At 28.8% G+C, this 22494-nt stretch carries 12 protein-coding genes and 1 tRNA gene; all 13 read right to left on the bottom strand.

Annotated features, from left to right (window positions below; translation table 11 throughout):
• Positions 1–81 precede the first annotated feature (81 nt).
• The 13 genes from RHP49_09490 to RHP49_09430 all read right to left on the bottom strand — a co-directional run bounded on the left by RHP49_09490 (position 82) and on the right by RHP49_09430 (position 22464).
• The gene (locus tag RHP49_09490) at positions 82–4032 is read right to left on the bottom strand and encodes a hypothetical protein (GenBank protein WNH11153.1); all 3951 of its coding nucleotides are present in this window, start codon (positions 4030–4032) and stop codon (positions 82–84) included.
• A gap of 50 nt (positions 4033–4082) precedes the next feature.
• Positions 4083–9401: a hypothetical protein gene (locus RHP49_09485; protein ID WNH11152.1), complete on the bottom strand. Its 5319-nt coding sequence runs from the start codon at positions 9399–9401 to the stop codon at positions 4083–4085.
• A gap of 187 nt (positions 9402–9588) precedes the next feature.
• Positions 9589–10587 carry a hypothetical protein gene (locus tag RHP49_09480; GenBank protein WNH11151.1) on the bottom strand — a complete coding sequence of 333 codons (999 nt, stop codon included), beginning with the start codon at positions 10585–10587 and terminating at the stop codon, positions 9589–9591.
• Positions 10588–10793: 206 nt separating this feature from the next.
• Entirely contained in the window at positions 10794–11222 is a 429-nt protein-coding gene (locus RHP49_09475; protein WNH11150.1) for a hypothetical protein, read from the bottom strand.
• 46 nt (positions 11223–11268) lie between these two features.
• Positions 11269–12015 carry a hypothetical protein gene (locus RHP49_09470; GenBank protein WNH11149.1) on the bottom strand — a complete coding sequence of 249 codons (747 nt, stop codon included), beginning with the start codon at positions 12013–12015 and terminating at the stop codon, positions 11269–11271.
• Positions 12008–13333, bottom strand: coding sequence for a site-specific integrase (locus tag RHP49_09465; protein ID WNH11148.1), 1326 nt, complete (start codon positions 13331–13333; stop codon positions 12008–12010). Before RHP49_09465 ends, RHP49_09470 begins: the two co-directional genes overlap by 8 nt.
• 54 nt (positions 13334–13387) lie before the next feature.
• Positions 13388–13460, bottom strand: a tRNA-Met gene (locus RHP49_09460).
• A 121-nt stretch (positions 13461–13581) separates the two neighbouring features.
• On the bottom strand, positions 13582–13764 hold the full coding sequence (locus RHP49_09455) for a CPXCG motif-containing cysteine-rich protein (GenBank protein ID WNH11147.1): 183 nt from the start codon (positions 13762–13764) through the stop codon (positions 13582–13584).
• Positions 13765–13847: 83 nt separating this feature from the next.
• A complete protein-coding gene (locus tag RHP49_09450) occupies positions 13848–14672 on the bottom strand; it encodes a Two component regulator three Y domain protein (protein WNH11146.1) in 825 nt (274 codons plus the stop codon).
• A gap of 168 nt (positions 14673–14840) precedes the next feature.
• On the bottom strand, positions 14841–16157 hold the full coding sequence (locus tag RHP49_09445; protein WNH11145.1) for a TolC family protein: 1317 nt from the start codon (positions 16155–16157) through the stop codon (positions 14841–14843).
• Positions 16147–19344 (bottom strand): efflux RND transporter permease subunit, encoded by a 3198-nt coding sequence (locus tag RHP49_09440; protein WNH11144.1) that lies wholly within the window; start codon positions 19342–19344, stop codon positions 16147–16149. The genes RHP49_09445 and RHP49_09440 overlap by 11 nt, the downstream gene beginning before the upstream one ends.
• Positions 19344–20474 carry an HlyD family efflux transporter periplasmic adaptor subunit gene (locus RHP49_09435; protein WNH11143.1) on the bottom strand — a complete coding sequence of 377 codons (1131 nt, stop codon included), beginning with the start codon at positions 20472–20474 and terminating at the stop codon, positions 19344–19346. The genes RHP49_09440 and RHP49_09435 overlap by 1 nt, the downstream gene beginning before the upstream one ends.
• 76 nt (positions 20475–20550) lie before the next feature.
• A complete protein-coding gene (locus tag RHP49_09430; protein WNH11142.1) occupies positions 20551–22464 on the bottom strand; it encodes an ABC-F family ATP-binding cassette domain-containing protein in 1914 nt (637 codons plus the stop codon).
• Positions 22465–22494 lie beyond the last annotated feature (30 nt).

Raw genomic sequence — 22494 nt, 5'->3', positions numbered from 1 at the left:
ATCAACGCTTATTTCTCCTATTGCCTTAACCAAAATTTTATGAGGCCGAGTTAAAATCGAGGTTCTATTTTGCATAATATATTAATTTAATGAAACTAAATGATCATTTAAATGATTAACTATTATCTCATTATTTATACTTAATTTATTCTCAACGAATTCTTCTATATAATCTTTAAAATCACTAGTTATTTCTACTTGTGAAAGGTGATTTTCTATCTTCAATTTAAATTCTTTTTCGTTCTCTTCTAACCACCTATTTTCAATATCATTTTTCTTATTAAGTCTATTTCTATATTCTGATAATTTCCATACACAGAACATCATATTAGTAAAAGCTTCCGCGTTTTCATTAACTATCACTTTTTTAAGGAAAATACCGTCTAAAGATTCTAATAAAGTTTCATCAGGAATTATTGGAATAGGATTACCATAATCACTTTCTTCAAACTCCCCTACTTCAATGAAGTTTTTGAATCTTTCGAAGAAAGCTTTTTGAACTCTAAAACCACTTCCAATAGCTTCTGTATTATTAATGTTTATAAAATTAAAAAAATCAATATCAGTTGATGTAAAATCTATTAATCCTTTAATTAAATAGAATAAATCATCTTCAAAATTTTCTAAATCCATTCCGCTAATGCCTATAACAATTTCATTAATAGTTTCACCAACAATTATTTTATTTGGCAAGTAAAATTTAAAATTGGATTCCATTTCAAAATCAGTTAATATTTTATGAATTTCTTCCAATCTTTTTTTATTACGGAATTCCCACCAATTACTAATTGTAGTTTTCGAATTAAAAACTTTACTACGTTCAGAGTTAATAAAAGATTCAATATAAAATGTAACAGTACTTAACAGCCTTCCATACCAAACTTGTTCATCTAATTTCAATGTAGTTGTGTTAAAATAGATAAATGATGATTCTAAAACTTTTTGAAAAGATTTTTGCATCAATGGTAACTTAAAATTAACTGCTTTTAAGTTTAAGAAAGCCCTATTTCTATCATGTAATTCCTTTGGTTTAATTATGTCTCCTAATTGATTTAAGGTATTGTTTAATGAAAAACACCAATCATTAATAGCATTCTCTTCTTCTATAAATTTTGCTTTATAAAAATATTTTATTGACTGTCTAGGGTAACTTTTTCTTTGAATTAATAAAGTAGTTAATTTTGTAATTTGATCAATAAGTCTATTTAAGGATGATTTAAACTTTGATGAGTTTCCTTCCATGGTTGCCTCAAAATATCGAACACATAATTTAGTAAAATTAAGAGCTTCTTCCCTTATCACTTTATATTGATTTTGCCATTCATAAGAAGAAGTTGAACGATAGTTGTTTAATATTGTGTTATTCCAAATTTGGTTAATATGTACATCAAATGTATCCACTATATTCTCCTTTGGCATTGCCTTTATTGAGTTTTGAATAATTATCTTATACATTTCTTCATTTGGAAAAGGAAGAATTATTGCCTTTGTGCAATACTTTTCATAAAAAGGAAGAAGGTTATAAACAGTTTGAATTCTATAAACACTATAATCATTAGCTTTATCTGCATTTTTATCTAACAAATATTCTATATGAACATTTTTCCTATTTTCACTTATGGTTAAAGTGTTTGTTTCTCTTTTAAGTATTCCAATAATTGAATTTTTATATTTGGAAGTAAATTTCTTATATCTTTTCGAATTTGATAAATGAAAATAACTAAATAATTCTGATACTTCATTAATATTACCTTTTTCTAAAACTTGTATTAATTCATTATCATTAAATTCGATCGTTGATGGTATCGCAACAGATAACTGTTTAAGCCATTTAATCAGGAATCCTAAACCTTCATATGAGTTTATATTTTGTTTATGAATTTCAATCTGACTGGAAAGACTTTTGGCAAACATAACTACATCAGAATCTTTTATATTGTATTTGGTTAATTCCTTTATTTTGTCTCTAAAAAAAATCAAACTCGGATATTTATCTCTCAAAGTCTCACCAAGATTTCCTAATGTGTCCAATTTGGTAAATGGAAGCGTATCACTAACAAAAATTTCTAATCCACCATGCTCAAAAACTTCATCAAATATTACTTTGTTTTCCTCCCAATATTTTAGAGGTTCACTGTGCATTAAGCCATCAATAGCAAAAACCATTTCAGAAAATTTTTGTTTTGAGACTAGTTTTGCTAATTTTTCATAGAAATCTTCCTTTTCTTCATTCTTTATATTAAAAGGAATAGAAATAAAATAATCATAAATAAAATCTTCAGTGAGGATTTTATAAAGTGATAATAGTGTATCTGATATAGGAATATAATCATTTAATATATTTACCAAATGTTGAGAACGAACAGGATGTAGTCCTTCAATAAATTCATCATCAAATCGCAAATAGTATTCTTTCTCAAGTTGTTTTAATACTTCTCCTCTATCAGTAATAAAACCAATATTCTCCTGAACATAGTTTATTAATTGAATAGACTTTATTTTTAAATTAAGAATATCAGCAATAGCAATAAGTCGTAGGATTTCTAGTTTGGTATTAGAATCTTTCTCTAAATTCAATTCTTTGATTTGTTGATTTAATCGGTTAGAAATCATTTCGCCTTTAGTCAATAGATATACATATTCTATCAATAAGCCTTTTGCACCTATTGCTTCCCAATTTGATTGCCAGTCGATAACACTATGATGTAGTTTATTTCTTTTTTTTAATTCTGAAAATATATTTTTTGCTTCATTTATAGATAGAGATATATCTGTGATTTGAGCGCTTGTTTTTGATAAATCCAGACCATATCTATACCAATCTATTTGCCTTATAGTAATTAAGAATTTAACAGGTAAATTTGCTGTTAGATATATTAACTCTTGATATTCTGACACAATATTATTTAACCCATCAATAACAATAATTGGTAACTGCCCAATCAAAACTCTTGATTTAATAAAGTCAAATAAACCAGCTACATTATTTTTCTCTTTGCAATAATTTAATTCATAAATAGTAAAACCTTTAAGTTTTAATTTTAGACTTGTTAACCAAGCTAGAGTAGATTTCCCTTGTCCACTAGAAGACCTGATAATAGTGGTACTAAAATCAAGCACATTATTAAGTATTTTGATTTCCCATTCTTCTCTTCTTACTGGTAAATTTTGAATAATATGAATTGGTCTAGCAGCTTTTCCATCAAAATATTCACTCTTTTCTTCCAATTCGGTATTTTCAAAATTCACTACTTTTATCCAATTATATTCAATTGCTGGATTAGTTGGGCTTTTGGAAAAAGAATCAGTTACAGATTGAAATATTATTTTTAAATCTGAATACTTTACTGATGTACGTTCTTTTGACCAATTAAAAGAACTATAAAAAAGAGCTTTTAGATATTGATTTTCTGTGCCTAAATTAACATTATGCTTTTTTAGCAAGTTACTTATACAATCTTTTATTAAAGAAGATTCAGAAACTTTTATAAAATCTATGTTTTTAATAAAAAAATCAAAGTCTATATTAGATACATCTAGTGATGAATCTTCAAATTTTTGTCTCCAAAAAGCAACAGTTTCATTTGTTGTTTTCTTAATTGCTAAATCATTAAGCTTCCCTTTTGCTAACTTAAAGTTATAGACAAGTTTTAAAATACAATTGGGATTAACTTTAAATGCTTCAAGGAAGTTTTTTAAAACTCCCATTTTCCAGAAACTCCCTGCATCTATAGTATTGATTGATGATTTGAGCTGAATGTATTGATTGTTATCAACCGTAATAATATCTACATCTTCAATACCTTCCAATCTTATTGATTTAGATGGGTTTGAACTATCCAACTCATTTAAAAGTGTGCAACAAGAATAAAGCAACTGAAAACCTATTCCTCTAAAATTTATTGCACCTCCAACCCTTTTTTTTGCTAAATTATTTAAAGCTATGTTTAAATCCTCGTCTATTGAATAGGAAACATGAGTATCTGACTTTTGTCTTTTTATTCTTTGTTTTTTTCTTTTAGCTTTAGACATATTGTCATTTAATAGCGATTGAAACTATATTTTAAAATTTATTTTTTATTTTAATTTAATTCCCCAGCTACTGCTGAGACAATTTTACAAATAGCTCTTAACTCTCGAATATTACTATCTACCCCATTCTTTATGATGTTTTGAATAATATTATTGTCAATTTGATTTATTATCATTTCACTATGTATAAATATATCTCTTCCATAGAAACTTTGGTTTTGATTATTCTCTTTTACATATATGTTACCTCCTGTTTTCTGCATAAAAGCATTTTTCAAACCAATAAGAAACCCTCTTTCTGTATCAATATCAGACTTTCCTTCTAAGTAAATTAAAATTAATGAAAGTGTCCAAGAGATTAATTCATATTGGTTTTCTCGTCTTTCTTCTCCTCCACTATTAATTGTTTTTAAGCATTTTTTTAAAGGGATTACCAAATCCTTTTTGTCACTTTGATTTTCATGATTTAATAAATAAGAATTTATATTATAAATGAAACTCAGATTTATTCTATATGGAACATCTATAAATGCATTAAATAATATCGGAAGTAACTTAGGTTTGAAATCTACCTTTAATTCAAACAGTTCGTGAAACAAATCGACAATATCCTTAGAGGTATTTACATTACTTATATCTTTCAGTATAGAAGCTATGTATTTTTCTTTTATTTTAATATCAGTAATATTTATGAGCTTAATATTGTATAGAATATTTTTATGAAATTGAGACACTTGTCTTGAATCTAACTTTAAACTGCCAATATCTTCAGCTTTCATGAAATCTATATTTTCCCATTTTTCATTTCTAAAAAACGCTATAACAATTGCAAAATAGAGTGATAGACTAGTTTTAGTAGATAGTTTCGTTAAGTCATCTAATGTTAAGCTGCCATATAATAATTGATCTTCAATTGCCTCAATTAAGTTATTAGGTATATCCTCACCATCTTCAAGTAAAGCATATAGTTCCTCATTACTCATTTGAATATAGGGAGTAACATTATTATTTGAGAAAAGTGGGATATGACTAATCATTCTGCCTCTAGCAACATAATCTTCTGGAAGATTATTCAATCTGGATAATAAAGAGCAAGCAATCTCATCTTGCGGTAATACATAGTTCAGTATAATATCATTTAACTCAGAGTTTGTTAATTCGCCAAATTCATGTGCTAAAATTGCTAATTGTGGAAAAAGAAAATTGTTATACTTATCTTGTGAGTAAGCAGGATAATCCATTATTTCTTTAATTGCTTTACCCATTTTATTTCTGTAATCTTGATTATTACCTAGTTTGATAAAGAATCCATATAAAGTTTCTATCCAATGATGATTTGAATATTTCTCTTTATTTAACAATGCTAGAAAGAAATCTTTCCAACTTCCATTCTCTTTAATAACATTATAATACTCAAAAAAAACAAAACTTCTAATATCCTTTAATTCCTCAATTTCTAGAACACATTTTTTTAACTCAGTTATAAAACTCTTCTCTTCAAATAAATCTTGATGATTATAATGAAAATTAATTAGCGAATAATCGGAATGTTGTATGTGTAATAAATAGCATTGTGCTTTTTCTTTTAAGCTTAATTTCAATTGATGATAATAGATTAAACTATCTGCAGCTGCTTGTTTTAATTTATAATTATCAGAGTTCAACTTAATTTTTAAAACTTCATAAAATTTATCGTCAGAAAGGACTCTTTTAATTCCATCATCATTTAAATTCCCACTCCAATCAAGAAAACTTGCGTTTCCTAAAAGCCCAGAAATCATTTCATCCAATAATTCATCATTAAGCTTATATTCATTATTATGATAAAGAAGTTTGATTGCAAAAACTTTTGAAACCTCTGGAAGATCATCAAGTAAACTATAGATGAAATCAAGCATAGAATTACTAAAATTCAATTTCATACAAAACCTTAGCCACTCATGATAATCATTTGGTCTTTTATGAGAAGACCTTATAATTATTTCTAAAGCTTCCTTTTCCATTTCAGGATTGCAAATAAGCAATATAGAAGCTGATTTATATCTTAAATGTGAATCAATACCATTTAATGTTTCTTTTAATAAATTATAGTATTCCTGTTTTATTAATAACTTAATAAAGCTTTCTCTTATTGCTGGATACCTTGATAATGAATACTTGTTTAAATTTTTAATTACATATAATAATTCATTTATATAAAGATTATTTGAGTTAACTAATGTGGTTAAAAAATATTTAATATATATTTCAGGAATACCTAAATCCCTTTTAGCAGAAGGTAAATTATTAATAATAAACTCTTCTCCTCTCTCGTCGTCATAAATGATTTTATCTAAGATTGTTTCTCGTTGAGCATCTTTAAAATCAAACCAAGAAGATTTTTTCATAATTGGATATCCAATTAATCTAGTATTAATTTGTTCGTTATTATTAAATAATATAATTGCTGCAGCATCCGAAATAGGAGTTTCATATAAAGCATTATATCTACAATAACTTAAAAACCTTTCTATTCCAATTCTATCATTAACAGAATCAAAAAGGTCATCATTACCTTTTGAAATTAAAACTATACAATTATCTAATATTAATTTTGGAATAGCAACATCAATTAATTCAAACCATAATTTAATTGCGTTTTCAGGCTTGGAGTCTTTGTTTGTAGATGCTATTTCAAGTGCATTAATAACATCTTCATTATTTCCTTTTGCAAGTTCTTTTTTTAATAATAATTTAGTTCTAGTGTAAGTTATTTCATGTTTAAGAGAAGTCGCTAACAAAATACATCTATCCTTAACATCAAAATAATCAGGAATACCTAAAGATAAAACTGGTAACAAATTATTACATGAATATGTTTTTGCTGCAAGATGAAATGGAATAATAGCTTCTAATTTATTTTTGTCATGAGCTGATAAATTAAAGTCGAATCGAATAAAGTAGTATCGCAAAACGACAACAGCAATATCATCATGTCCTGTTCTTGAAGGATGAATAGGATTTAAATAATTTTCAAAAAACCAATTAAAACCATCTTCTCCAATATCTTTAAAAATATACGCATATGCGTGTGGAACAAGAGAATCTGATAGACCCCAAAATTTTAATGGTCTAAAATCTAAATTCTTGAGTTTTTCTAAAAAATTAATATTTAGTTCAGTAATTTGTGCTTCTGCTAGTAAAACAGATGTAGCTGCTGTATTATCATTTGTAGTGACTAAATCATTTAAAAATTCATTTAGATATACAGTTAGATTAGCACTCTCACCTTTGGTTCGTGCAATCGCACTAGCATATGATATTTCTCGCCAATAATTTGTGCGATCTTGTTTAAATATAAATTCAGAACCAGTTAAAGTTTGATTAAATAAATGAATGCCTATTGCTAATTGAAACAACTGATGAGATTGGAACGTATAATTTTCACCTATTTTTTGTAAAAAATTACTTTTAAAAAAGATTATAGCCTCATTGACAATTATATTCCTTTCTGGAGTTAGTTTTGGAATTAATTTTTCTGAGTTTATAATTTGAAATAAAGTATCCTCATTTATCTTGCCATCTTTTGAATGATGAATTTTATATGCAATTTCTGCAATAAAAATTTCTCGTTGGATAACATTTGGGTAAGCTTCAAGAAATCTTTTAAAGTTTTCCTTTTGGTCTTCTTTATGCCAATCTAATCTTCTTTTTACAACTTCATAAAGAATATCTCCTAAAGTCATAGAGCTAAGGTTTTCATCTAGAAAATCTCTTATCAAGCAAACAATTAATGGTGTTGTTGCATTTGCTAATAACTCTTGTTTAGTTTTTAGAATATTTAACCTATGTGAAGCATCTGTTTTAGAATCAGTATCAGACAATCCCGATGCAATAGCTTCATTTTTTAGTAATTGCTTTATTTCATCCTCTGTTAAATCTAATGTTGTCAGACAATTCCATTCATTGAAGTTTACAACATCTTGTAATTCAAGTGGTCTTCCAGAAGCAATTATTCTAAGATTAATTGATTCTTTTGAAAGTGTTAATAAATGGTTTAACAATCTAAATGCCTCACCTCTATCAAACTCATCAAGCCCATCAATAATTAACGTTATTTCTTTTTTCGATAGAATTACTGAATCTAAATCAAAAATTTTATTAACTAGATTCAATTCATTATTTACGAACTCATTAAATACTGATTTTAGGGAGTTAATATCAACTGGTATCTTTCCTTTTAAATATGTTGATGTTATAAATATTGGAAGCTCACTCTTAGACGTTTCATGCAAATAATAGTGAGCAAGCAAAGTACTTTTACCACTTCCAACCTCTCCAAATAAAAAAGTTGGTCTCACATCGTTTATTAAATCTCCTAACTCTTTTATTATAACCTCTAAGTTTCTAGCTTTATCGGGATTAGTTTGTTCTAAGTTCTCTCTTATAATTTTAACTTCATTGTTATGTTTTGCTACTTTTCGTTTTAATAATTCTGGAAATTTTTTGTTTTTAACATTAGAAAAATATTTAGTCTTTAGGAATGATTCTAACCATTCTTTTGTTTTCTTGTTTATTTCTTGAAAATTAAAGTTTAAATATTTATAAGCTCTAATATTAATTTCCTCATCAGCAGAAACTTTTAAAAAGCAAAGTTCTACACTATCTTTTTTTAAAAATTTTAGTAATGGATCTGTCTCATCCTGCTTTTTTTCTAAGGCTACCATTAAGGCTGCATAAACAAAATTTGGATGATAACTGTTTTTTAAGTTCGAAGCGAACTCGGAATCTTTAATTTTTTTTAATATATCTTCTTCATAATCTTTTTCATTGTCTTGTTCAAAAAACCAATCTATTGAATTTAAAAAATTGGTTAATGATTTATCATCCAAAGCTTCATTAACATCTTCAGAATACTGGTTTGAATATTCATCAACTAAGTATTTTCTAACAGAATCAAGAACTAGTTTCTTTTCGTCATAATCCTTGGCTATCAATAAGTTTAGTAAACCGTCATCGGGTAATTCAATTTCAAGTTTTTTAGTTCTTTCAGTATTATTTTCTTTAGTTGTTTTATTTGTAGAATAAAAACCAAATTGAATTGAATTGCTTTGTTTTTCTGAGATCCATATTTCAAGAAAGTAAACTAACGTATTTAGTATTTGTGGAGAATTAAATGAAAAAGTACTAAATTCTTCATAATTCTTTTGTTCTTCTATATAACCAACTTCATCATTTTGTAGAAAAACATCTCCTTGGTATTCAATCGCAACATTAACATGAGAATTAGGATGACTTTTTATTGTGTCAAAAAATAAGGCCAGAGCCCTTTGTTTTTGTAAAGTAAACCCTTTTGTTTTATCACCTGCTTCTCTATTAATTTTTGTCATTCTCTTTAAAAAAATTATATGAATTTTAAAGACTAAATATATAAATTAAAAAAAAGAAGGTGTGGCCTTTTTAAGTATTAATTATAACATATTATATAATCTATAGCAATTAACTATTATTCACATATTACGTTCATTCCTACGTCGTGTCATAGAAAGCATACACTACCTTTTAAAATAGTTTTAGTTAATCAAAAAAAGTTTTACAGAAATCAATCTCAAGGTCATTATCATCGGCAATAATAAATTCTTCATTACAGGTCACATTGTTTAGATTTAAATTAGCCTTTTTATTCATGTAAATCACTAATTGTCTTAATAAAAAACATGCGAGAAAATCATTCTCTCTCAAATGATTTATTTGATTTTGTAACAAAATCAGCAAACTTGATTTGATAGCTTCATTTTCAGAATCATTTATTGACTTAAATATCATTGCTAAATTATCTATATATATAATTTGGCTATGATTTAATCCTAAACCAAATGGATTTGAATTATTATCAAGTAAATTACCATTTTGATAATGTTTAAAAAAGCAATGAGCTCTTGTTTTATTGAAGATTCTTAATGTATATTTTGTCTCTTTTAATAAGATACAGATTGTAACATAACCACCTACAGTATTTCGATTATTGTTTAAAACTAAGCCTGGAATAACCAAATCTTTACCTTGTGCAATTTCAGAAAGTATTGTGTTATTTATTGTGAATAGATAATTTTCTAAGGCAGTAGAAGTATCGTCTAAATAACCTTTGATTCTACTTTCTACTGTTACATAATTTAAAAGATTGGCGTTTGGATCATTGAAATAAAAAGATCCCTTCTTTATAACAAGTTTTTTGATTTTACTTTCTTTTTTACCTTTAAAAACTAAACGCCATATTAGTCCGAAATTCCAAAAGCCAATTATTAGAGCATCTCTGTTTAAACGTCTCACAAATCTAAAAGCGAAAAAAACCTTATTTTTTCGATTAGTTAGTTTTTTTCTAAACTCGGATAACTTATCCTCGTTTAAAATATCCCACTTGCCTAAATACGAAAACAATAAATTATGATCTACTAAATCAATTTTATGTATTACTGCTCTATTGATTATTTCTTGAGCACCATTGTAGCTTGAAATTTGAGTATCAGCTGCTAAAACTGCCATTTTTTTATTTACAAATCCTACAATAAGAGTCATAATATATTTTTACTTAAAGATAACGCTAAATTCCATTTCACACACATTACGCTTCCCTCCTACGTCGTCGCATAAAAAGTGTTCCATTTGCATAGTAGAAGAAACTTTAGAGAATAAATTTTTTCAAGAAAAGTAGTAACAAATTCGCTTTTAAGCAAAGCTCAAGTTACATAACGCAGAACATTATAGTACAAATATTAATGTTTTTAAATAAAAAAGAAAACTACATTACCAGTTTCAATATCATAGTAGGGGTGTCTGCCAAAGCTATCTTTTGGAACATTATTTACGGGAAGAAATCGTCCACCATTAATTAGTGTTTTTAGTTCTCTTATATCATTTTTAGTGGCAGGTTTGTTATCTTCCGTTTTCAATATGTTTTTTACAACTTCTACAACGGCTACTCCAACTGCTGCATTTCCAACTCCAGCTAAAGACATACCGTCTGCTTTATTTCCACTTTTTACATCAGGCAATTGATTTTTTTGTTTTTCCAGTATTTTAGAAACCTTTGTCTTGTTTTGTTTTAATAACCAATGCCTACTTCTACAAGAGTTACTGCAAAATTTTTGAACACCTCGCCTTTTGGGGATAAAATCATCACCACATTCCAAACAAATTTCTGTTTTTTTCATTATTATACGTAATTTAAACGTTTAATTTACGCTTAAATTAATATTATTACTTGATATTGAAAAACGTTTCAAGCAAAAGTTTTTCTACTTCTTCCTCTGTAACGAGTTGTTTCTTGTCCTTTTTATCCGCTTTTTGGAGTGGTGGTGGTAGTGGTGGTGTGGTGGTGTTTTCTATATGGTTTAATTCGACGGACTTTGTTCTTGCCTTAAAATTAGGAACAATAACTGAGTTCGTCGCAGGCTTAAAACTTTTTGTAATATCAGGAAAATAAGTTTCTATAATCTCATGTGCATTAAAATTTCCTTTGGGAATAGCTTCTCTATTAGGATAAAAATTTCTAACTAGTTCTTCGAAGTGTTTTTTAAAGTTTAAAAACTGCACATGAAATAACCCAATAATACCATCATCCTTTTTTACAACTTGAACCAAGTTTGTATTCATCCAATTTGTCATGTAAAATAAAGTTTCAACCAATTCAAAATATTTATTTAAGACATAATAAAACTCTTGTTTCTTAACTTCGGATTTCTTTTCTACTAAACGAAATATATTCTGCTCTAATTTACCACTCTTTAGAAAAATGTTTTTATTGCTTCTACCCTTTTTGTATTCCATTGGACCTACATAATGATCAAAAACATAAACCTTGTTTAGAACATTTTGATTTTTTAAAAAATCAAGCTTTTCAATAATATCTACTCGAATTTCCTTTTCTGGTAGGAAAAAAAATAATTCCGTTATTAGATTTGGAATTAAATCAAGGTAAAACTTATGTAACGATTTTTTACTCATTAGTTCTCTTTAGCATTTCTGAATAATCTGACGGTAATTCGGCATCAATATCTCTTAGATACTTTTCTAATGCAGACATAGATGTGTGTCCCGAAATTAACATGAGCTTACTCTTAGCTTCAAATGGTGCAAACTCTTTAACCAATGCTCTATAAACCTTTGTAATATAGGTATGCCTGAAACTATATAAACTATAATCAAGTCCTAATTTAAAAGGATCTTTTACTATTTTTTTAAAACGTTTAGTAAAATAATCTCTTTTACTATCTTCATCTGTTTCCCACACGCCTCCAATCTGTTTTGGAGTAAATAAAGAATCGTCTGGTTTTAATCCAGATAAATCAGGTAAAGCATCATATAATATTTTAGGGATTATTTTTGTTTTTAATGGACTATTCTTTGCTTTAAATTGAATAGTTTTATTATCTAAATTGATGTTTTCTAATTTCAATCTACAGACTTCAATGGGTCTTAAAAATCCATAAGAAATAAACTTAATATACAATAGAAGTATAGGATCCGTATCTTGTAGGTGTTTAAATATAGCCTCTTGTGTTTCTTGAGTATAAGTCTTGTGGCGTTGTGGTATTGACTTTAAAACGGGTATTTTTTTAACAACGTTTAATTTGATAATCTCATTATCCTCTAAAACTTGTACTATACTGCTTAAATCTGCTCTATAATTATTTCTATTACGAGGTGACGTTTTGTTTAAGATATGGTTTAAAAAACCAGAAACGATTTTTTTATTAAGCCCATCAATAGTATTTAAATTTGGATGGTTTATCTCAAGCCATTTTAATAGGCTATCAATTTTATTCTCGTAATCTTTTTTAGTGCGTTCGCTAATAAGTTTTTCCTTTAACTTTAAACCAAAATCAAAAGCTTCTCTTAACCTTATTTTTGGTTCTTCTACACTTGTGCTTTCGATAGGTGTTATTGCTTTTGCTTCAACTGTATCAGGTAAGTCGTTAGAAACTTTTTTAGAATGTAATTTATTATACAGTTCTGTATTATTTGAAAAAGGATTGAAGCCTTGTATTAAAAGTTTTAATAATACTTTTCTATAAACCATAAGAACTTCCATACGTTCTTCTTTGGTTTTATAAGTGTTGGCATTTCCGTAAAAAGGGGTGATACGTTTTAATTTTTCAGTTTTAGGATCTCGAAATGAAAAATAGACATACCAACGCTTGGTTAAATTACCTTTAGCAGTATAGATTTTTGGATTGGAAAAATTTCTTTTTTGAGACAAATCGTATGCACTTTCGTATTCACTATCGTATGCAAATGTAAGAAATTGAGTAATGGTAAGCATAAAAAAAACGGTTTAGTGAAAACTAAACCGCTTGTTTATTGACTTTATACTTTGTAGCGGGAACTGGACTCGAACCAGTGACCTTCGGGTTATGAGCCCGACGAGCTACCTACTGCTCTATCCCGCGATTTAATTCCTAAAACAACTTACTTAGCTTTTAACTTTCGGCTCATAATACCGACCAAATTATTTCGGACTGCAAATATACAATCATTTTTATGTTTCTACAAGCATAAAATTAGAAAATATTACTGTTCAATGCTATCTACTTGAAAATGTAGCAATTCTAAATTAACAAATTTAATAGTTACTTGAATTGGATTACAACATATCTCACAATCTTCAATATAAGACTGTTCAGGAATTGAATTATCTAATAACATTGATATGCTTTCCCAGCAATAAGGACAAGTAAAAAATTTTTCTAACATAAGTATAAAACTAAAAAAAAACAGATAGACATTTTTGCCATCTGTTTTTCTTAAATTGAAATATAAAAAATTAATTTAACATCCTATTCTTTTTCAATATCCACAGTAGCTGTAGGGTTTTCCATATCAATCATCATTAAGCTAGGTGGGTTTTTTCCCGAAATACTAACGTACTCTCGATTTAAATTATTATCGCTAACCATAATCGTATTTAAATTAGATAGATTCATAAACTCTAATGGTAAATCACCTGTAAGATTATTGGTAGACAAAATTAACTCTTCTAAATTAGTTAATTGTGCAATTTCAACTGGAATCTCACCTTCTAATTTATTATCCATTAAACTAAGCTTTTCTAATTTAGATAAAGCATATATATTATTTGGAATAGTTCCAGTTAAAAAATTACTTCCTAATAAAAGCTCTTTTAAATTAATTAAACGCATTAAAGATTGAGGAATATTTCCTTCAAACTTATTACTATATAATTTTAATGATTCTAATTTTGTTAATTCTCCTAATTCTGAAGGGATATTACCTTCAAATCTATTCATGAATAGCTCTAAAGACGTTAATTCTTTTAAGTTTTTAATAGATGAGGGAAGTGTTCCTTCTAATTTATTAAACCCTAAATTAATCTTTCTAAGATTAACTAAACTACCTATTTCTTGTGGCAAGGTTCCTTGTAAATTATTGAATTGCAAGTTAATTTCAACAATCTTATTATTTTCTATCTTAACACCATACCAAGTATCAATTGAAGCCTTTAAGTCCCACGTTGTGTTCCATTCGGCACCGTTAGTTGCTTTATATAATGCAATTAATGCATCTTTATCATTTGACGATACGTTTGCAAAAGAGTATGCTGAAACAAAGAAAAAGACAGCTATAAATTTTAAGGTTTTCATTTTTGAATAAATTTGGGATTAATTCTTTAACGAAGATAACTCATTAATAGACTAAAACCCGTTTTATTCGATGAACTGCAATAAATTTTAACAATTACTTCTCGATAAACGACCAAATTCCCTGTCAAAAAATACTTTTGGTTTAGAAAACAAATCCAAATTATATACTTAGAAATTGATATTTAGAAGTTCGCCACTTAATTGAAGTAAATAAAACTCAGCTAATTTAGCTAAATATTTTGCTCGATTTCTACTTAATTCAGCATTGAGAAGATTAAGTTGAGCCTGTCTAAACTCAATCGAGTTTACTTGTCCGAGTTTAAACTTTTCCAGAGTTCTGTCAAAATTATTTTGAGAGGTATTAATATTTTCTTCTTGAAGTTTAAATATCCTTAATTTATTTTGATAATCGTCCCAGGCATTACTAAAATCACGTTCTACAGACACAACTAATTGTTCTTTTTGAATGTTTTGAGCCTCTAAATTTATTTTTGCATTCTTAACTCGGGTTATAGTGCTTCCTCCATCAAATAAATTCCAACTTAAGTTCAAACCTCCAGAGAACCCTGTATTAGTTGATACCGCAACAAAAGATGCTGCATTATTATTACTTTTATTCCAACCATAACTTCCTGTTAAGCCTACAGTTGGCAAATAATTAGACTTTTGAAACTTGACTCCTAAAGTGTTAATTGCTATATTTTTATCTATTTGCAATAAATTAATATTATTAACTTTTGTCTTTTCTAAAAGCTCACTTCTACTATATAATGTATTAAACGAAACTTGTGTGTGCACGTCAAAATCTCCTAATATTGTATTTCCCAATACAAGATTTAAATCGCGCTTATAATTCTGTAATTGCTGTTTCGAATTCATTAAATTAATACTATCGTTATTAATGTCTACCTCAGCATTAAGTACTGCTAATTTTGTACTTTGCCCATAATCAAATTGATATTGAGATCGTATTAATCTGTCTTTCGAGATGGCTAGCGTTTCGGTTAATGCATCAATGTTTTTAGTAAGTTCTGCTACATTATAGTACACAGTAAAAAGCTGTAAAATAGTATTTTCTATTGTTTCACGTGCTTGTAATCCGGTAAGCTGCTGGGTTTCTTTAAGTTGTTTATAATTATATGCACGCCCTAAACCATCAAATAAAACATAATTTAAATCGACTGAAGCATTATATCTAGAACTTTCAGCACCTTTTAAAGTAGTTACCCGTCCATCTGAAAACTCAGCTTCTGTATTATTTGAATTATAAGTTGCTCCAGCATTTCCGTTTAACGTTGGTAAATAACCTGAATTTAAAATACCTGCATTATTATTAGCAATTTCAACATCTGTATGAGCTAACTTAATGCCGTAATTATTTTTCAAAGCTAAGACTACTGCTTTTTCCGGGCTTAGCAATTCTTGTGCAAACACAGATGCTTGCAGCATTAATAACATACTTAAAAAAACAAACTTAATATTCATGCTCTTCTTTTTGTTCTTTAATAGCGCGTTCTACTTCTTCTTTTGTAATGGTGTTTCCGGTTGCCAACCACTTTACATTCTTTTTAATACCATTACTAAAAGCTAAAAATAATGGCAAAACTAATAATGTTAATATAGTTGCATAAGCAATCCCGAAAGAAATAGATATAGCCATAGGTTTTAAAAATTGTGCTTGTCTACTTTTTTCAAGTAGTAGCGGGGCTAAACCCGCAACCGTTGTTAACGAGGTTAAGAAAATAGCTCTAAAACGGGATTTTCCTGCTTCAGAAAGTGCTAAATCAAAGGTCATCCCTTCTTTTAAATTCGAATTAAACTTACCTATTAATACTAAACCATCATTTACCATAATGCCTATTAAAGCAATAATCCCTAAAAGCGACAATATATTTACTGAGAAACCTAACAACCAATGTCCCCATGCAACTGCTGTTAAACTAAATGGCACCAATAATAATAGTAAAAGAGGTTGACTATAACTTCTAAAAGTAAAAGCAATAGTAATATAAATAAGCAATAAAATTGGAATTCCTGCACTTGCGAGGGAACTTGTTAACTTATCTTTTTCTCTGTTTTGACCTTCAAAAGAAGCAGAAATAGTAGGATATCTTGACTGTATTTGTGGAATAATATTTGTTTTAATATCCTCTAAAATATCAGTCGCACTTGCACTAGGATCCTTTAAATCTGCAGATACTTTTATTTCACGTTGCCCAATTAAATGATTAATAGCAACATCACCTCTTTCTATACTATAATTAGCAATATCTTTTAAAGTTACACGAACTCCAGAAGGCGTAACAATGCGCATATCATCCAAATTATTTATAGATGCTCTATTCGTTTTATCATAACGCACCCAAACTCGAATTTCATCTTGACCGCGTTGAAAACGTTGCGCCTGTGTACCAAAAAAACCAGCACGTACTTGGATCATAACTGTTCTTAAGTCTAAACCCAATAAATAAGCACTTTCTTTTAACTCTAACCTAATTTCTTTAATACCTGCCGGATCATTATCTTCAATATCTTTTAACAACGGATTCGTTTGCAATACTTCTTTTAATTCTAGCTTGGCAGCTTTCAATTCATTAATATTATTACTTAATAAAGATACTGAAACAGGACTACCTCCAAAATTACCACCTGAACCAAATATTAAACGTTCTGTGCCAATTATAGGACCAACAGCCTCTCTTAGTTTATTAGCAACTAGGCTTGAGTTTATGGCATCTGGCCTTTCTTCTCCTGGTAACATATTTATATTCAACCTTGCACTAGACGAACTCGTTAAAGTCAAAATTGTATTTTCAAACAACTGTTTTCCTGTACCCTTTAAATATTTTTCCGATAATTCTTCATTAACCAAATATGATTTTTGTTCAATCATAGAAATAATAGAATCAGTAACCTTAACATTTGTCCCATTAGGCATATCTAATTCTACCGAAACCCTATCACTAGCTACAGATGGGAATAAAGTCACTCCAATAATACCGCCTCCAATAGATCCAAAAGTAAGTATTAAGAGTCCTATAAAAATCCCTAATGATAACATCTTAAATTTCAAAACAAAATCTAAAGTTGGACTATACACTTTATCTCTTAAAAAAGACATGATACTATCTCCTATCTTATTAACAAACCTCATTTTAGAGAAGAATTGCTTCATTTTAGATGGATTCTCTACCTCAACGGGCTTTCTCAAAGCTTTAGAGTGTGCTAAATGAGCTGGCAAGATGATTAAAGCTTCAATTAATGAAACTAGCAAAGTTAGAATCACAATAACAGAAACTTCACCAAAAAACTCACCTATTCTACTATCAAGAAACAAGAATAATGAAAACGCCAAAAGCGTCGTTATTATAGCTGAAACAACAGGAGGAATAACTTCCATAGTTCCATCTATAGCAGCTTGAATAGGTGTTTTCCCTTTTTCGTAATGCTGATAAATATTTTCGGCAATTACAATACCATCATCAACCAAAATACCAATAACAATTATCATCCCAAAAAGCGATAATACATTTATAGTCACATCAAATTGACCTGCAAAAATAAACATACCTAAAAACGATATTGGAAGCCCAAATGCTACCCAAAATGCTAAACGTGTGTTTAAAAACAAAGACAAGAATGTTAAAACAAGAATAATTCCCATAATGGCATTCCAAACAAGCAACTCTGTACGCTGATTTAAGGTAACTGATAAATCTCTAACAATATCTAGTCTAACATTATTATGGCTTTGATTATAGCCTTCTATATAGTCTTTAACTTTATCTGCCGAAGAAATTAAATCTTCATTATTAGTACTTGTAACGGTTATATTAACAGCTAATTCTTCATTAAAATAAGTGGCGTTTGGCGTTTCAGAAAAACGGTCTCGAATAATAGCGACATCTTTTAAACGTACTATTTTACCATCATTAGACGCTTTTATTATAATATTTGAAAGCTCATTACCATAATAAGACCTGTTATTTGCTCGAATTAAATACTCTTCAGCATCTGTTTTTATATTTCCTCCAGTTACTAATATATTTGACGCGCTAACTGCTTGTGCAACATCTGTAAAACTTATATTATAAGCTAGCAAACTTGTTTCGTTAACAGCTATTTCAATTTCTTCTTCAGGATAACCCGTAACCTCAATTTGCGAAATCCCATCAATGGCACGCAAATCATTTTCTACTTGTCTACCTAACTGCTTTAAAGTAGCTAATGGAATAGCTTTCCCACTTAAAGCAAAAGAAATTGTTTGTCGTACTTCTTCACGTTTTGCAACAATAAGGGGTTCCATACCTGTTGGAAAAGACGGCACTCTATCAACCGCATTTTTAACCTCCAAAAGCATAAAATCTATATTTTCGCCTTTTTCAATTTCAACCGTTATAGTCCCACTATTCTCACGAGACACCGATGTTACTCGATCTACACCTCTTAATCCGTTAAGATTATCTTCTATTTTAAGGACCACACCTTCTTCTATTTCTTGTGGTGAGGCACCTGGATATGCAACATTAACATTAATAATTTTAGAATCTACTAAAGGAAAAAAAGAAGACTTAAGCGATAACACACCAATAATACCAAACGCAAAAAAGGCAATAATAAAAATATTTACGGCTACGTGATACTTAATAAAATAAGCGATTAACTTTCTCATTATTTATCTGCCTTTTTAACTGAATTTTCAAAAGGTTTAACAAGCATGCCTGCAAATGCTCCCGGAACTGGTTTTTTAAGTATAATTGTTCCATTTGGTATATTTTTCAATACGACTTTAGTATCTGAAAAATAAACTGGTTTTGCTGGTATAACATCTAACAAACTATCACGCACAATAAAAATCTCGTTTGTTTCTAATAATAGATTCCTATCTATTTCTATAACATCTTGTTCTTCTTTTGCATTCAATCTAGCTTCTAAATACATACCTTCTTTTAGGGTATCATCCTTAACATCTATGTAAGCGGTAATGGTTTGTGTTGCAGCATCTATACTCCCATTTACTCTAGCAACATTGCCTTTATAAGTTTCTGTTCTATCTAAATTAGAAAGTACAACGGCTTCACCAACTTTTAATAAACTTGCATAACTTTTACTTAAGGCCACTTCCATTTCATAGACCGATGTATCTATAAATTCACCTAATTTTTGACCACTTCGTATTAAAGAACCTTCTGTGACTAAAGCTTCTGTTAAAATTCCTGAAAATGGTGCCTTTATATTGTATTTAGATAAACGCCGCTCTAAGTTTTTAACATTGTAATAACTTGAAACAATACCTCGTCCAGTAATAAAATAGTTTTCCTTGTCGGAAGTCATTTTAGGTAATTCTGGTGTTGTTTTACTTAAATCGAAACTATTAAGATAGTCTTGCCATTTTTGATAAACTTCGGGGAAATCTAACCTTAAATCTGGCATAATTGCAGCAATAGTATTGTATAGATTACTTTTTGAAGACTGGACGCTTGCATAATGCTCAGAAGCATCTATTCGAATTAAATTTTCGTCTTGGTTATACTTTTGACCAGGTTTAAAGAGTTTACTTCCTGTTTTAAAAACACCTTGTACTTCTGCATAAAGTTCTATACGTCGCTTTGCAACTAAACTTCCATTTGCTGGAATAATAATTTGAACAGTCCCATTTAAAACGGTATCTGTAAATACAGTTTTTACAACTTTTTCCTTAACAGGTTTAGGCTTATGTTTGTCTGCAATAAGTTTTTTGGCAAATAAAAAAGAAAGCACTATTAATAAAATTCCAATAACGGAAAGTATAATTTTACGCATGCTAGTGATTTTGGTGGTCTAGTGCGCAAAATTACCTAATAACTATGGCTTAAAAGTTAAAAAAAACTTAAAATAATTAAACAGCAAACTCCTCAATTTCCAGTTGAATATCTTCCCATTTTTGCATATAAACCTGCAAATCTGCTTTCTTTTTTTGATAATTATCAAAGAAATTTGGCTGTGAGGTTACTTCTTCATAATTAATTTCTAGCGATAAATCTATCGCTTTTATGTCTCGCTCTAACTGATTTATTTTTGACTCAACGTTACTCAACTTATTATTTAAAGACTTTATTTTTTTCTGGTCTTCATATGATTGTTGTTTCTTTTCTTTAGGAGCTTCTTTCTTTACAACCGTTCGCTTCTCTACCTCTCTTAAGTTTTCTACTTTACGTTGATCTAAATAATAATCTATATCACCTAAATACTCTTTTACCTTATGATCTTTAAATTCATAAACACTACTCGTTAATCCTTGTAGAAAATCACGATCATGCGACACTAAAATTAAAGTGCCTTCAAATCGTGTTAACGCTTCTTTTAAAACATTTTTAGATTTTATATCCAAGTGATTTGTTGGCTCATCCATTATTAAAACATTAAATGGTTGAAGCATTAATTTTGCTAAAGCTAAACGATTACGTTCTCCTCCAGAAAGTACACGTACATATTTCTCTGCCTCATCACCTCTAAATAAAAAAGATCCTAAAATATCTCTTACTTTACTTCTATTGGTTTCATTAGCAGCATCAATCATGGTATCTAACACCGTTTTGCTACCATCTAAATACTCTGCTTGATTTTGAGCAAAATATCCTATCTGAACATTATGTCCTAATTTTAAATGCCCATCATACTTTATATCGCCTACAATTATTTTTGCCAAAGTAGATTTCCCTTGTCCGTTTTGTCCAACAAAAGCTGTTTTACTATCACGTTCAATAAGTAAATCTATATTTTTTAAAACCTGATTATCACCATAGTTTTTTGACACCTTTTCTGTTTCCACAACAACCTTTCCTGGCGTAATTGAAACAGGAAAATTAAGTGTCATAACACTATTATCATCTTCATCAACTTCTATTCTATCAATTTTATCAAGTTTTTTAATAAGCGATTGCGCCATAGTAGCTTTTGATGCTTTGGCTCTAAACTTTTCAATCAGTTTTTCGGTTTGTTCAATTTGTTTTTGTTGATTTTTTTGAGACGCTAATTGTTGTGTTCTCAACTCTTCACGAAGTACCAAGTATTTTGAATACGGCTTGGGATAATCATAAATCCTACCCAATGAAATTTCAATAGTTCTATTGGTTACGTTATCTAAAAACATTTTATCATGCGACACAATGGCTACAGCTCCAGTATAATTTCTCAAAAACCCTTCTAACCAAATAATCGATTCAATATCTAAATGGTTTGTTGGCTCATCTAAAAGTAATATATCATTATTTTGAAGTAATAACTTAGCCAATTCAATACGCATGCGCCAACCACCAGAAAACGTATCGGTAAGTTTATTAAAATCTTGCCTTTTAAATCCTAATCCTTGAAGAATTTTTTCAGTATCTCCCTGATAATTATAGCCTCCTAAAATTTCATATTGATGTTGAAGCTCGTTTATATCAACCATCAATTGATGGTACCCATCACTTTCATAATCGGTACGCTCTGCCATTTGAGTGTTAACAGCATCCATTTTAGCTTCTAATTCCTTAATTTCTACAAAAGCTTCATAAGCTTCTTCTAACACCGTTCTTCCTAAAATAAAATCAATGTCTTGCTTTAAAAAACCAATTTTAAGTTCTTTATCAGCAGCTATTTGTCCTGTATCTGGTTCCATCTCTTTAGATAGAATTTTTAACATGGTAGATTTACCTGCACCATTTTTTCCAATAAGGCCAATTCTATCGCCATTACCAAGTTTAAATGTAATATCTTCAAATAGGTATTCTCCTTGAAATGAAACCGATAAATTATGAATGTTCATCATAGAAATGTTACTTAAGCTACAGAACTTTAA

The sequence above is a fragment of the Flavobacteriaceae bacterium HL-DH10 genome (assembly GCA_031826515.1).
Taxonomy (GTDB): Bacteria; Bacteroidota; Bacteroidia; order Flavobacteriales; family Flavobacteriaceae; genus Thalassobellus; species Thalassobellus suaedae.
This window is presented reverse-complemented; position numbering and strand designations above follow the sequence as displayed.